The following is a 14,182-nucleotide window of genomic DNA, read 5'->3' on the forward strand; positions in this document are numbered from 1 at the left end:
GGGTCCGGGTTCACGAAGGAAAGGTCACGCATGGACGACATGGACTGGGCGCTGCTGCGGGAGCTCCAGGCCGACGCCCGGCTCTCGTTCAGCGAGCTGTCCCGGCGGGTGCACCTGTCGCCGCCGGCGGTGGCCGAGCGGGTCCGCCGGCTGGAGGAGTCGGGCGTGATCACCGGCTACCACGCGCACGTCGACCTGGCCCGGGCCGGCCGCAGCGTGGTCGCGCTGATCCGGATGTCCTGCTACGGCCCGCGCTGCATCCTGAACGACCCCGAGGTGGCGCACTGGCCGGAGATCATGGAGATCCACCGGATCACCGGGGACGCGTGCAGCATGCTGAAGGTGGCGGCCGGCTCGATCGACGAGTTCGAGGGGGTCATCGACCGCCTCGCCCCGTACGGCCAGCCGTCCAGCACGATGGTCCTCTCCAGCCCACTGGAGTGGCACCCGCTGACCCCGCTCCCGCCGCCGACCGGCCCGACCCCGCCCGGTCGCCGCCGCTGACCGGGGTTTGCCCCGGGGGTAGCGGGAATGCAGCCCTCACTGCCCGTCAGCAGGATTCCGGTGCGCCGCACCGGGAGGGGGGAATCATGCGGGGGCTTGTGTCACATCGCGCCCTGTCCGCCGTACTGACCGTACTGGGGCTGGTCGGGGCGCTCGTCCTGATGGTCGCAACGCCGGCCCGGGCCGGGGAGAACACCTTCGTCGAGGTCACGCCGAACCCCGCGCAGGCCGGCACCCGGGTCAGCATCCGGGCCAGCTGCGGCAACGACAACAACCGCCAGGCCGAGGTGAACTCGGACGCCTTCGGTCGGGTGATGCTCCGTCCGGACAACGGCTTCCTGACCGGCGCGGTCACCATTCCCGGCAACAAGCAGCCCGGTGACTACCCGGTCGACCTGCGCTGCTCCAACGGCAACACGGCGTCGACCGTGCTCACCGTGCTGAACATGGCCCAGCCGAGCAAGGGCCCGGCGACCGGCGGCGGTGGCACCGCGACCGGCCGGGGCGCGGGCTCCCTGCTGCTGGTCGGTGGGCTGGCCGCGGTGGCGGTGGTGGCCGGTCTCAGCGCCCGTCGCAGGGCCGGCTCCCGCGTCTGACGAGGTGCGGCCATGGCCCGCTCACGTGACCGGGACGACCGGGCGACACCGGACGGGGACATAGCGGCACGAGGCCGGATCACCGGAACCGCACGAGGCCGGATGGCCGGGACGGCACGAGGCCGGACGGCCGGGGCGGCACGAGGCCGGACGGCCGGGGCGGCACGAGGCCGGATCACCGGAACCGCACGAGGCCGGATGGCCGGGGCGGCACGAGGCCGGACGGCGGGGACGGCACGAGGCCGGATCACGGGGATGGCACGAGGCCGCAACGTCGGGGCCGGACCTGACCGGAACGACCGGGCGACCCGGCCCGGGGACGACCAGGCCACGCCGGGTCGGGGGCAGCGGCGGCCGTCCGCCGGCCGGCTGCGGGAGCACACTGGGGCCGGAAGCCGCCTCGCGGCGGGGGCCCGGTTGCTCTCCCGGGCCTCACGCCGGTTCGCCCGGGCCGCCGGGCACGCCTTCTCGGCCAGCGTCACCACGGCCGACCCGCAGGCCCGCCCAGTACCCGCCGCGGCGGCCCGCCGGGCGGCCGGCCGATGGCAGTCCCTCGGGCAACGGGGGCCGGGCGTCCCGGTGCTGGCGATCGCGGCGCTGATGGTGCTGATCGTGGCGATGCTCGGCGTGGAACGGGTCACCGGGATCAGCGTCCTGCCGGAACAGCTCAGCGCCGGCCTGCGACCGCCGCCGAGGAAGTTCCCGGTGCTGCCGGCGAGCCCGCCGACGGACATCGCGATCGGCCGGATCGACCTGCGGGCCCCGGTGCACCGGGTCGGCATCGCCCCCGACGGCAGCATCGCCGTGCCGGAGGTGGACAGGTCCGGTGAGGCCGGCTGGTACGACCAGGGGCCGACGCCCGGACAGTACGGACCGGCGGTGATCGTCGGGCACGTCGACACCACCACCGGACCGGCGGTCTTCCACGACCTGAAGAGCCTGGACGACGGCGACCGGGTCGAGGTGACCCGGGAGGACCGGTCGGTGGCCGTCTTCGAGGTCACCGCGGTGCAGCGGTACGGCAAGGACCGGCTGCCGGTGGACGAGGTCTTCGGTGACTTCAGCCGCCCCAACCTGCGCCTGATCACCTGCGGTGGTCGCTGGGTGGGCGGCGAGACCGGGTACGCCGACAACCTGGTGGTCTACGCGTCCCTGGTCAAGGCGCGCGGCCCGTGACCGCGGGTCAGGCTGCAACCTCCGACTCGCGCAGGTCGAGCCAGTCCGCCCAGCGCGGGTCGGGCGCCCGGTGGCCGAGCACCCGCCAGGCCGTCCCCTTCGGGGCCGCCGGCAGGCTGTGCAGCCGCCAGCCCAGCTCGGCCGGGGTCTTGTCGCCCTTGGTGTGGTTGCAGCGGGCGCAGGCGGCGACGACGTTCTCCCAGGCGTGCCGGCCGCCCCGGCTGCGCGGGAAGACGTGGTCGATGGTCTCCGCCGGCCCCCGGCAGTAGGCGCAGCGCCAGCCGTCCCGGGCGAAGATCGCCCGGCGGGAGAGCCCGACGTGGGTCCGGTACGGCACCCGGACGAAGCGGGTCAGCCGGACCACCGACGGCACCGGGAGCGCGTTGCGGGCGCTGTGCAGGACGCCGTCGCCGTCGGCGACGCAGACGGCCTTGGCCGAGAGCACGAGGATCGCGGCTCGACGCACCGACACGACACACAGCGGCTCGTAGGTGGCGTTGAGGACCAACGCGCCGGAGCCCGCCGTGGGTCGTATGTCAGGCATCGTGCTCACCCTCCCGGTCCAGCTGCTCCCGCCGCTGTCGCACCGGAGTCCGCCCCGCGGGCAGCGGGGAGCCGCACCGGCGCCGGCCGGATCACCGACGTCCGCTGCGCCAATCGTCCCTGATCGGACCCCGGATTGCACGTACTAATCCGGGGTATCCCCTTGAACCTTCCGTGCCCGTGCCAAGATGACCGGTTCCGCCCGGGTTGATCGCCGCCGCCGGCGGTCGCTCGCCCGGTGGTCACCGTCCGGAGGGTCGGCGGCGGCCGCACCGGAGCCTTGCGGTACGAAGACAGGGTGAGTGCCGCCAGTCTGATCCTCCTCGCCCTGCCCGCCGTGGACCCGAGCCCCGCACCGTCCGCCGACTGCCGGACGGACCCCTGGTGCAAGAACGTCTACGAGCTGACCGACTCGGCCTGGTTCGCCGAGGGCAGCTACTGGATCGTGCTGAAGCCGCTGCGGGTCATCCTGATCCTGCTGCTCGCCATCGTCGCCCGCTGGGCGCTGCACCGCACGATCAACCGGCTGGTGCGGACCACCACCGAGGGCGCGGTGCCCACCATGCTCCGGCCGCTGCGGGAGCGGATCCCCAGCGCCACGCTCGAACCGGAGCAGTTCGTACCGGAGCGGCGGCGGCAGCGGGCCGAGGCGATCGGCTCGGTGCTGCGCAGCCTGGTCACCGCCTTCATCTTCGGCATCGCGCTGCTGATGGTGCTGAAGGAGTTCAGCTTCGACCTGGCGCCCCTGCTGGCCAGCGCCGGCATCGCCGGCGTGGCGCTCGGCTTCGGCGCGCAGAGCCTGGTCAAGGACCTGATCGCCGGCCTGTTCATGCTGATCGAGGACCAGTACGGCGTCGGTGACACCGTCGACCTGGGCGAGGCGACCGGGATGGTGGAGGCGGTCGGCCTGCGGGTCACCACCGTGCGGGACGGGCGGGGCGTGCTCTGGTACATCCGCAACGGCGAGATCGTCCGGGTCGGCAACAAGAGCCAGGGCTGGGCGCTGGTGGTGGTCGACCTGCCGATCGGCTTCGCCGGCACGGAGCAGGCGACCGCGGTGCTGCGGACGGCGGCGGCCTCGATGGCGATGGACCCGGAGCTGGCGCCGCAGATCGTCGAGGAGCCCGAGGTGCTCGGCGTCGAGCAGATGACGGTGGACGGCGCGGTGATCCGCACCGTGGTCAAGACGACCGCCGACGGGCAGTTCGCGGTCGGCCGGGAGCTGCGCCGCCGGCTCGCCGAGGCGCTGGAGAACTCCGGCATCACCGCCCGGATCGCCGCCGGCCGGCTCTACCCGGGCATGCCGGCCCCGGCACCCGCTCGGGAGACCGGGACGGGTGGACCGACCTGACGCCGCCGGGCCGCCCCGGCGGACGGACGATCCGGGGGTCGCGGACCGCGCGGCCCCTCGGGTATCGTCCGTTCGTTCAGTCGGAGATGCGACGATCAATCCGTTCACCCTAGCCAGTTGTCAGACGATCGGGCAGAATCCGGTGCAACACGCTCCAAGGGGGCGTGCTCGTGTCCTCGCTGATCCGTAGATCTGACGACGGTTCCCGGGCAGGTCATCACGAGTGGCCGACCTTGGGGAACGATGGAGGCGACGGTGTCCGACGAGCGACCTGCCCGGGAGGGCCCAGCCACCTTCCGTGAAGTTTTCGCCCAGGTCGAATACCGCGCCGTCTTCGCGGCCAGCGCACTCTCCTGGATCGGCGACTACATCGCCAAGGCCGCGGTGACCGTCCTGGTCTACCGGGAGACCGAGTCGGTGGCCCTCTCCGCCGCCGCCTTCGCGGTCAGTTACCTGCCCTGGCTGGTCGGCGGTCCGTTGCTCGCCACGCTCGCCGAACGGCACCGCTACCGGCAGGTCATGGTGACCTGTGACCTGGTCCGGATGGCGCTGATGGTGCTGGTGGCCATTCCCGGCAACCCGCCGTGGCTGATCCTCGCCCTGCTCTTCGGCACCACGCTCGCCAACCCGCCGAGCCAGGCCGCCCGGTCCGCGCTCATGCCGCTGATCCTGACCGGCGACCGCGTGGTGGTGGGCCTCTCGATCAACGCCAGCACCGGCCAGGCCGCCCAGGTGCTCGGTTACCTGATCGGCGCGGGGATCGCCACGGTCAACCCGACCGCAGCACTGCTGATCAACGCGGCCACCTTCGGCGGCTCGGCCCTGCTGGTCCGGTTCGGCGTCCGGGACCGGCCGCCCGCGATGACCGCCGCGCACCGCAGCCATCTGCTGCGGGAGACCGCGCAGGGCTTCCAGATCGTCTTCGGCCGGCCGGTGCTGCGGGCCATCGCCGTGCTGGTGTTCAGCGCGATGCTCTTCTCCATCGTGCCGGAGGGCCTCGCCGCGGCCTGGGCCGCCGAGGGGGCCGGGGGCGACCTCGACACCGGGGTCGCGCAGGCCGTCATCATGGCCGCCAACCCGGTCGGCTTCATCCTCGGCGGGTTGCTGGTCGGCCGGGCGTTCTCCCCCGCCCGCCGGCTCACGCTGATGCGGCCGCTGGCGGTCCTCGCCCCCCTGGCACTCGTCCCGGCGCTGCTCGACCCGCCGCCGGTGGTGGTGGCGATCCTCGCCGCCGCCTGCGGCTTCGCCGTCGCCGGCCTCCTGCCGGTGGCCAACGGCCTCTTCGTGCGGGCCCTGCCCGACGGCTATCGCGCCCGGGCGTTCGGCGTCATGGCCAGCGGGATCCAGATCATCCAGGGCGTCGCGGTGCTGGCCACCGGGCTGCTCGCTGAGCGGTTCCCCATCCCGGCCGTGGTGGGCACCTGGAGCGCCGCCGGGGTGGTACTGATGGTCGCGGCGGCGCTGACCTGGCCGAGCCGGGAGGCGGTGGACGCCGCCGTCGAGGCCGCCGGCCGGGTCGACTCCGCCGGGACGCTCCCGCACTCCCGGCGGCCGCGCACGCCGGCCCAGGCGACCGGGGCGGCCGACGAGCGGTCGGGCGAGCGGAGCCGGCACAGTCACGCGGTGACCTGAGCCACCCGTCCACCGGGCGACGGGCCCGGCCGTCCCGCGGCGGCACCTGGCAGGATGGAACGGTGACTTCCGCAGGCGAATCCGACCGGCCCGACAACTCGATGACCCTCTTCGAGGCGGTCGGTGGCGAACCCACCTTCCGCAAGCTGGTGGACGAGTTCTACGCCGGCGTCGCGACCGACCCTCTGCTGCGGCCGATGTACCCGGAGGAGGACCTCGGCCCCGCGGCAGACCGGTTCGCCCTCTTCCTGATGCAGTACTGGGGCGGCCCGAACACGTACTCGGTGCAGCGCGGCCACCCGCGGCTGCGGATGCGGCACGCGCCGTTCCGGATCGGCGCGGCGGAGCGGGACGCCTGGCTGCGCCACATGCGGCGCGCCGTCGACCGGCTGGACCTGCCGCCGGAGATCGCGGGCGCGCTCTGGGACTACCTGGAGCGGGCCGCGCACTTCATGGTCAACGCGCCGGAGGACCCGGCCGTCGGGGCCTGACCGCGGGCGACCGCGCGGCGCGGCCGGGGCCACCGGCCCCGGCCGGTGCGGTCAGAGCAGGGCGCCCTCGTCGTGCAGCCAGTCCACGAAGGTGGTGGCGACCGCCGCGCCGCAGTCGAGCATCTCGACCAGCAGCGCGTCGTGCGTCCCGGCGCCGAGCGGCACCTGCAGCTCGGCGTAGATCGGCAGCTGGCCGCGCTCGGTCGGGTCGCCGATGTACGCCTTGCAGAACCGTCGGGTGTGGTTCCACTCGTTGACCACCCGGTAGGCCCGGTCCGCCCAGTCCGGCGGCACCGTCGCGTGTGGACGGGCCCGCATCACCAGGATCTCGTCCTCCGGCCCCTCCAGGGTGACCAGCACCGCGTGCCGCTCCCACATGGCCAGCAGGTTGCCGCCGCCGTCGGCCAGGTAACGCACGTCGAGCAGGTCGAGCGCGTCGCAGACCCGGCGGAGGGTGACCGGGGCGACGGTGGCCGGCATCTCCGCGATCACCGGCCGGTCGCCGGCCGCGTCGTCCGCCGGCTGCCGGGGGGCCGGTGGTCCGACCCGGACGGTGTCATCCACTGTGATCCCGCTTCGAGTTTCCGGATCGCCGCCACCGGCGGGACCTGGGCGCCATGACCACCACGGCATCGCTCGCGCACCTCACTCCCCAGCGGATCCAGTCGCCTACGGTGCGTTGGATCCGAGGATGGACGGTACCCGGACAGCCGGATTGAGGCATCCCCCCAACGGCCGCCCCAGCCCGGAAGGATGATCCGGGGTCATCCGTTCGGATGACCAACTCTCGGCGTCAGGGTGAGTCCGGCGACCTTCCGCGACCACGCGGCTCCGTACGGTCCGACCAGGCCGACCCATTGGCCGGCGACGCGTACCTGCACGTCGCCGGGGCCGAGGAAGCCCATCCGGACCAGCCCCTGCACCAACCGCTGCGGCACCTCGACCGGGGTGTCCGGGGAGTCGTCGGGGGTGACCACCACCGCGACGTGGTCGAGCAGGGCGTCCCGCAGCGCCCGCTGCCCCACCGCGCGGCCACCCACGCCGTGGGTGGCCGCCTCGCGCAGGGCGCCGGCCGCCGCCGTGGCGATCCGGCGCAGCTCCCCGGCCGGCAGCGTCTCCACCGCCCGGCTGGCCGCCGGCGGCAGCGGCCACCGCCACTGGTCGTCCCGGCGGCCCGGCAGCGCCCCGCCGGCGGCCTCCAACTCGGCCAGCAGCTCGGCCGCCGCGACGGTGACGTCACCGGGGGCGACCCCGCTGACGGTGCGGACCACGAGCACGCCCCACGGCAGCCGGGCCCAGAGGGCGGTACGGCCCGCGCCGGGCACCGGGCGGAGCCGGACCACGGCGGCCGGGTCCAGCCGGACCAGCCGGGCCAGGAAGGCGCCCGCGTCGGCCACGCCCGCCAGCCCGTGCCCGCCGGTCTCCGCCGCCCCGGTCACGCGGCGCCCGTTCCCGGCGCGTACCGGAGCAGGAAGGCCCGCTCCTCCGGGCTGATCCGCCGGGGCCGCTGCGCGGCCAGGTCGAACGGGACGAGCACCGATCGGGCCCGGCTGGCCAGCACGTCGCCGTCGTACAGCTCGTACGCGACGGTGAACGAGGCGGCCCGGATCTCCTCGATCCACAGCTCGATCCGGACGCTCGGGGCCGCCTCCGCGCTGGCCCGGCCGAGCGCGTAGTCGACCGGGCGCAGGTAGTCGACCTCGTGCCGGCGGATGACCACCCCGTCGGCGAACGAGCCCACTCCCCACGCCCGGCCGCCGGCGAACATCAACGCCACCCGCGCCTCCTCGTACAGGGTGAGGAAGCGCGAGTTGTTGACGTGGCCGTACGCGTCCAGGTCGGACCACCGCAGTGCGCAGTGGTAGACGAACCGGTCAGTCACGGGTGAGCTTGCGGTAGGTCACCCGGTGCGGACGGGCGGCCTCGGCGCCGAGCCGGTCGATCTTGTTCTTCTCGTACGCCTCGAAGTTGCCCTCGAACCAGAACCACTTCGCCGGGTTCTGGTCGTCGCCCTCCCAGGCCAGGATGTGCGTGGCGACCCGGTCCAGGAACATCCGGTCGTGGGAGATGACCACGGCGCAGCCGGGGAACTCCAGCAGCGCGTTCTCCAGGCTGGAGAGGGTCTCCACGTCCAGGTCGTTCGTCGGCTCGTCGAGCAGGATCGCGTTGCCGCCGATCTTCAGCGTCAGCGCCAGGTTGAGCCGGTTGCGCTCACCGCCGGAGAGCACCTTGGTCGGCTTCTGCTGGTCCGGCCCCTTGAAGCCGAACGCCGCGATGTACGCCCGGGACGGCATCTCGACCTTGCCCACCATCAGGTGGTCCAGCCCGTCGGAGACCGTCTCCCAGACCGTCTTGTCACCGGCCAGGCCGGCCCGGCTCTGGTCGACGTACGACAGCGAGACGGTCTCACCGACCCTCACCCCGCCGTCGGTGGGCTGCTCCAGCCCGACGATGGTCTTGAACAGGGTCGTCTTGCCGACGCCGTTCGGGCCGATGATGCCGACGATGCCGTTGCGCGGCAGCGAGAAGCTGAGGTTGTCGATCAGCACCCGGTCACCGAACGCCTTGGTCAGGTTGTGCGCCTCGATCACCGTGCTGCCCAGGCGCGGGCCCGGCGGGATCTGGATCTCCTCGAAGTCCAGCTTCCGGGTCTTCTCCGCCTCGGTGGCCATCTCGTCGTACCGGTCGAGCCGGGCCTTGGACTTGGTCTGGCGGGCCTTGGCGTTGGAGCGGACCCACTCCAGCTCCTCGGTGAGCCGCTTCTTCATCTTGGCGTCGCGACGACCCTCGACGGCCAGCCGGGCGGCCTTCTTCTCCAGGTAGGTGGAGTAGTTGCCCTCGTACGGGTAGGCCCGGCCACGGTCCAGCTCGAGGATCCAGTTGGCCACGTTGTCGAGGAAGTACCGGTCGTGGGTGATCGCCATCACCGTGCCGGCGTACTTGGCCAGGTGCTGCTCCAGCCAGGAGACGCTCTCCGCGTCCAGGTGGTTGGTGGGCTCGTCGAGCAGCAGCAGGTCGGGCGCCTCCAGCAGCAGCTTGCAGAGCGCGACCCGGCGGCGCTCACCACCGGAGAGCTGGGTGACGTCGGCGTCCGGCGGCGGGCAGCGCAGCGCGTCCATGGCCAGTTCGAGCTTGGAGTCGATGTCCCAGGCGTCGAGGTGGTCCAGCTCCTCCTGGAGCTTGCCCATCTCCTCCATCAGCTCGTCCGAGTAGTCGGTGGCCATCTGCTCGGCGATCTTGTTGAACCGCTCCAGCTTGGCCTTGGTCTCGGCGACCGCCTCCTCGACGTTGCCGAGGACGGTCTTGGCGTCGTTGAGCGCGGGCTCCTGGGCGAGCATGCCGACGGTGTAGCCGGGCATGAGCCGGGCCTCGCCGTTGCTCGGCCGGTCCCACCCTGCCATGATCTTGAGGAGGCTGGACTTACCGGCGCCGTTCGGACCGACCACACCGATCTTGGCCCCCGGCAGGAAGTTCAGCGTCACGTTGTCGAGCACGACCTTGTCGCCGTGCGCCTTGCGCGCCTTTTCCAGGACGTAGATGAACTGGGCCACGGTGCGGGCTACCTCCGTCGGGTTGCTGTCGCCTGATGGCGGCGCGGGCGCGGGCTGCGACCTCCGCCCGCCGCCGCCGGCCGGGGCCCGGCCGCGCGCACGCCGTTGTCAATCCTGACAGGTACGGCCCGCTTCGCCCACATCACCCCGCCCGAGGAGTACGCCGTGTCCCGCATCGCCAACCGATGTCGACAAGATCACGCTGGTGGTTCGGCGAGTGTGGGACGGGTACGGAACTCCGGCACGGGGCATCAGAGGCCGCAGCTACGCTCAGTACGCTCATCGCGGTGGACCCGTCAGCACCTGGAGGTGGCCGATCGTGACCGTCCGTAGCTCCTTTGTCGTAGTGGCGAACCGACTGCCGGTCGACGAGGTGAGCACACCCGAGGGACGGCAGTGGCGACGAAGCCCCGGTGGGCTGGTCACCGCGCTGCACCCCGTCCTCGCCGAACAGCAGGGCACCTGGGTCGGCTGGGCCGGCGGCACCGGCGCGGCCCCCGAGCCGTTCGACCTGGAGGGGATCCGGCTGCACCCGGTGCCGCTGAGCGCCGAGGAGCTGGAGCGCTACTACGAGGGTCAGTCCAACGCGACGATCTGGCCGCTCTACCACGACGCGGTGGAGACCCCCGCCTACAAGCGCCGGTGGCGCGAGGCGTACCGGCTGGTCAACGCCCGGTTCGCGGAGGCCGCGGCGGACGTCGCGGCCGAGGGCGCGACGGTCTGGGTGCAGGACTACCAGCTGCAGCTGGTCCCGGCGATGCTCCGCGAGCTGCGCCCCGACCTCAAGATCGGCTTCTTCCTGCACATCCCGTTCCCGCCGATCGAGCTGTTCATGCAGATGCCGTTCCGGACCGAGATCCTGCGCGGCCTGCTCGGCGCCGACCTGGTCGGCTTCCAGCAGCGGCTGGCCGCGCAGAACTTCGTCCGGCTGGCCCGGCACCTGCTCGGCCTGCGCTACGAGGGGCAGATGATCCAGGTCGACGGCCGGCAGGTGAAGGCCGGCGCGTTCCCGATCTCCATCGACACCCGGGAGATGGAGCGGCTGGCCGAGGACCCGGCGATCCAGGCCCGGGCCAAGCAGATCCGCGAGGAGCTGGGCAACCCGAAGACGATCATCCTGGGGGTCGACCGGCTCGACTACACCAAGGGCATCGAGCTCCGGCTGAAGGCCTTCCGCGAGCTCCTGGCTGACGGAAAGTTGACAGTCCCGGATGCGGTTATGGTGCAGGTCGCGACCCCGAGCCGGGAGCGGGTGGAGCACTACCAGGCACTTCGCGTCAAGGTGGAACGCGAAGTTGGTCGGATTAATGGCGAATTCGGACGGGTCGGGGTGCCGGCGGTGCATTATCTGCATCAGTCGTACAGTCGCTCCGAGCTGGCCGCGATGTACGTCGCGGCAGACGTGATGATGGTGACCCCGCTGCGAGACGGAATGAATCTGGTGGCCAAGGAGTACGTCGCATCGCGCGCCGACCAGGGCGGCGCGCTCGTGCTCAGTGAATTCGCCGGCGCCGCGACTGAGCTGCGCCAGGCGTTCCTGTGCAACCCGCACGACCCCGACGCGGTCAAGGACGCGCTGCTGCGCGCCGTGCACGTCGAGAAACCCGAGGCCCGACGCCGGATCCGGGTGATGCAACGCCACCTGCGCACCCACGACGTGGGGCACTGGGCCAAATCCTTCCTGACCGAACTCGGCGTGCCCGATACGGAGGCCGCGTGAACGCCCCTGCACCCGCCACCCCGCACGGCGGTGTGATGGATCCCGAGCTGCGCGCCGCCATCGGCCGGATCGCCCGGGTCCCCCAGCTCCTGATCGCCTGCGACTACGACGGCACCCTGGCGCCGATCGTCGAGGACCCGACCAAGGCCGTACCGCTGCCGGAGTCGGTGGCCGCGGTCCGCGCGCTGGCCTCGCTGCCGCAGACCACCGTCGCGGTGGTCTCCGGCCGCGCGCTGCGCGACCTGGCCGCGCTCTCCCGGCTGCCCAGCGAGGTGCACCTGGTCGGCAGCCACGGCTCCGAGTTCGACATCGGCTTCGTCGAGCGGCTCTCGCCCGAGCTGATCGCGGTGCGGACCCGACTGCGCGACGCGCTGCGCCAGATCGCCGCCGAGCACCCCGGCGTGCGACTGGAGCGCAAGCCCGCCAGCGTCGCGGTGCACACCCGCGGGGTCGAGCCGCAGCTCGCCGCCGCGGCGATCGAGGCCGTCCGCAGCGGCCCCGCCACCTGGGACGAGGTGACGGTGACCCAGGGCAAGGAGGTCATCGAGCTGTCGGTGGTGGCCACCCACAAGGGCACCGCGGTCGACCAGCTCCGCACCCAACTCTCGGCGAGCGCGGTGCTGTTCATCGGCGACGACGTCACCGACGAGAACGCCTTCGGCAACCTGCACGGGCCGGACGTCGGCATCAAGATCGGCCCCGGGGACACCCGCGCCGACTACCGGGTCGCCGAGCCCATCGAGGCGGCCCGGGCGCTGGGCCTGCTGCTGGAGACCCGGCGGCACTGGCTCTTCGGCGAGCGGGCGGTCCCGATCGAGCGGCACTCGATGCTGGCCAACGGCCGGACGGTGGCGCTGCTCACCCCGGACGCCAAGGTGAGCTGGCTCTGCCACCCCAAGCCGGACTCGGCGGCGATCTTCGCCGACCTGGTCGGCGGCAGCCCGGCCGGGCACTTCAGCATCGCCCCGCAGCGCGGCGGCATCCCGCTCGGGCAGCGCTACCGCAGCGGCACCATGACGGTGGAGACCCGCTGGTCCGGGCTGACCGTGACCGACTGGCTGGACCTGCCGGCGACGGAGACCACCCCGGACGGCCAGGCGATCATCACCGGCGACTCGACGCTGGTCCGGGTGCTCACCGGCACCGGCCGGGCCCGGATCGACTTCGCTCCCCGGCCCGAGTTCGGGCAGGTGGCGGTGCAGCTGCAGCCGATCGACGACGGCCTGCTCGTGCTCGGCTCCAACGAGCCCGTCGCGCTCTACGCCCCAGGCGTGGAGTGGGAGGTCACCAGCGACGGCGTGAACGAGAGCGCGAAGGCGATGGTGGACCTCTCCGCCGCCGGGGGCCAGGTGGTGCTGGAGCTGCGCTTCGGCACGCACAGCCTGGAGCACCACCGGGTGCCGATCCACGAGCGGCAGGCCGCCGCCGAGCAGCCCTGGAAGGACTGGGTGGCCGGGCTGCGGCTGCCCGGCACCGCCCGGGACATGGTCGCCCGCAGCGCACTCACCCTGCGCGGGCTCTGCCACGCGGCCACCGGCTCGATCCTCGCCGCGGCGACCACCTCGCTGCCCGAGGAGGTGGGCGGCGTCCGGAACTGGGACTACCGCTACTGCTGGCTGCGCGACGCGGCGATGACCGCCCGCGCGCTGGTCGACCTCGGCTCGACCGAGGAAGCCGAGGGGCTGCTGCGCTGGGTCGACGGCGTCATCGAGCGCACCGGCGGGCACCCGGAGCGGCTGCACCCGCTCTACACCGTGGACGGGTACGAGCTGGGCGCCGAGGCGGTCATCGACACCCTGCCCGGGTACGCCGGCTCCCGGCCGGTCCGGGTCGGCAACCTCGCCAACCACCAGCTCCAGCTCGACGTCTTCGGCCCGATCGCCGACCTGATCGCCGCGGTGGCCGACGCGCGTGGCTCGGTCCGCGACGACGAGTGGCGGGTGCTGGAGAACATGGTCGAGGCGGTCCGCCGCCGCTGGCACGAGCCCGACCACGGCATCTGGGAGGCCCGCCTCCCCCCGCGGCACCACATCTTCTCCAAGGTCATGTGCTGGATGACCGTCGACCGGGCGCTGCACGTGGTGCGGCAGCACGGCCACGAGGACCGGCCGGAGTGGGTGGAGCTGCGCGACCGGATCGGCGCGAACGTGCTGGAGTACGGCTGGCACGACGAGGCCGAGGCGTACAGCGTCGCGTACGGGCACGACGAGATGGACGCTTCCTCGCTCTGGATCGGCATCTCCGGGCTGCTCCCCGGCGACGACCCGCGCTTCCTGTCGACCGTGCTCAAGATCGAGGCGGACCTGCGCAGCGGGCCGGTCGTCTACCGGTACCACTGGGACGACGGCCTGCCCGGCCGGGAGGGCGGCTTCCACGTCTGCACGGCGTGGCTGATCGAGGCGTACCTGCGCACCGGTCGGCGCACCGACGCGGAGGAGCTGTTCATCCAGATGGTCGACACCGCCGGCCCGACCGGGCTGCTCCCCGAGCAGTACGACCCGCTCGCCGAGCGCGGCCTGGGCAACCACCCGCAGGCGTACAGCCACCTCGGCCTGATCCGCTGCGCCCTCCTGCTGGACAACATGCTCAAGCAGTAACGCCAGCGCCGTTTCGTCGAT

General features: G+C 72.8%; 13 protein-coding genes. 8 read left to right on the plus strand and 5 right to left on the minus strand.

Annotated features, from left to right (window positions below; genetic code table 11):
• The first annotated feature begins 30 nt into the window (after window positions 1-30).
• The 3 genes from EV384_RS31955 (at window position 31) to EV384_RS31965 (ending at window position 2,276) form a co-directional block, all read left to right on the plus strand.
• A complete protein-coding gene (locus tag EV384_RS31955) occupies window positions 31-504 on the plus strand; it encodes an Lrp/AsnC family transcriptional regulator (protein WP_130339263.1) in 474 nt (157 codons plus the stop codon).
• 86 nt (window positions 505-590) lie between these two features.
• Window positions 591-1,100 (plus strand): hypothetical protein, encoded by a 510-nt coding sequence (locus EV384_RS31960; protein WP_130339265.1) that lies wholly within the window; start codon window positions 591-593, stop codon window positions 1,098-1,100.
• 255 nt (window positions 1,101-1,355) lie between these two features.
• The gene (locus EV384_RS31965) at window positions 1,356-2,276 is read left to right on the plus strand and encodes a class F sortase (RefSeq protein ID WP_130339267.1); all 921 of its coding nucleotides are present in this window, start codon (window positions 1,356-1,358) and stop codon (window positions 2,274-2,276) included.
• Window positions 2,277-2,283: 7 nt separating this feature from the next.
• Here EV384_RS31965 and EV384_RS31970 read toward each other — a convergent pair whose 3' ends face one another.
• Window positions 2,284-2,820: an HNH endonuclease gene (locus EV384_RS31970; RefSeq protein WP_130339269.1), complete on the minus strand. Its 537-nt coding sequence runs from the start codon at window positions 2,818-2,820 to the stop codon at window positions 2,284-2,286.
• A gap of 297 nt (window positions 2,821-3,117) precedes the next feature.
• On the opposite strand from EV384_RS31970, the gene EV384_RS31975 reads away from it, so the two are divergent.
• From EV384_RS31975 to EV384_RS31985, 3 genes are all read left to right on the plus strand, one after another.
• Window positions 3,118-4,170, plus strand: coding sequence for a mechanosensitive ion channel family protein (locus EV384_RS31975; protein WP_207232523.1), 1,053 nt, complete (start codon window positions 3,118-3,120; stop codon window positions 4,168-4,170).
• Between the two features lie 243 nt (window positions 4,171-4,413).
• Window positions 4,414-5,802 carry an MFS transporter gene (locus EV384_RS31980; protein WP_130339273.1) on the plus strand — a complete coding sequence of 463 codons (1,389 nt, stop codon included), beginning with the start codon at window positions 4,414-4,416 and terminating at the stop codon, window positions 5,800-5,802.
• A gap of 62 nt (window positions 5,803-5,864) precedes the next feature.
• Window positions 5,865-6,293, plus strand: a complete 429-nt coding sequence (locus tag EV384_RS31985; RefSeq protein WP_423202932.1) for a globin — start codon at window positions 5,865-5,867, stop codon at window positions 6,291-6,293.
• A 51-nt stretch (window positions 6,294-6,344) separates the two neighbouring features.
• Here the strand turns inward: EV384_RS31985 and EV384_RS31990 are convergent, their stop codons facing one another.
• From EV384_RS31990 to ettA, 4 genes are all read right to left on the minus strand, one after another.
• On the minus strand, window positions 6,345-6,926 hold the full coding sequence (locus tag EV384_RS31990; RefSeq protein WP_130339277.1) for a type III secretion system chaperone family protein: 582 nt from the start codon (window positions 6,924-6,926) through the stop codon (window positions 6,345-6,347).
• Between the two features lie 131 nt (window positions 6,927-7,057).
• Entirely contained in the window at window positions 7,058-7,732 is a 675-nt protein-coding gene (locus EV384_RS31995; RefSeq protein WP_130339279.1) for a DUF8185 domain-containing protein, read from the minus strand.
• Window positions 7,729-8,175, minus strand: coding sequence for an acyl-CoA thioesterase (locus EV384_RS32000; RefSeq protein WP_130339281.1), 447 nt, complete (start codon window positions 8,173-8,175; stop codon window positions 7,729-7,731). The genes EV384_RS31995 and EV384_RS32000 overlap by 4 nt, the downstream gene beginning before the upstream one ends.
• On the minus strand, window positions 8,168-9,844 hold the full coding sequence (gene ettA, locus EV384_RS32005; RefSeq protein ID WP_130339283.1) for an energy-dependent translational throttle protein EttA: 1,677 nt from the start codon (window positions 9,842-9,844) through the stop codon (window positions 8,168-8,170). Before ettA ends, EV384_RS32000 begins: the two co-directional genes overlap by 8 nt.
• Window positions 9,845-10,163: 319 nt before the next feature.
• Between ettA and EV384_RS32010 the strand changes: the two genes are divergently transcribed.
• A complete protein-coding gene (locus EV384_RS32010) occupies window positions 10,164-11,564 on the plus strand; it encodes an alpha,alpha-trehalose-phosphate synthase (UDP-forming) (RefSeq protein WP_130339285.1) in 1,401 nt (466 codons plus the stop codon).
• Window positions 11,565-11,599: 35 nt separating this feature from the next.
• Window positions 11,600-14,161 (plus strand): trehalose-phosphatase, encoded by a 2,562-nt coding sequence (otsB, locus tag EV384_RS32015; protein ID WP_130340935.1) that lies wholly within the window; start codon window positions 11,600-11,602, stop codon window positions 14,159-14,161.
• Window positions 14,162-14,182: the final 21 nt, after the last annotated feature.

Source organism: Micromonospora kangleipakensis (genome assembly GCF_004217615.1).
Lineage (GTDB): Bacteria > Actinomycetota > Actinomycetes > Mycobacteriales > Micromonosporaceae > Micromonospora > Micromonospora kangleipakensis.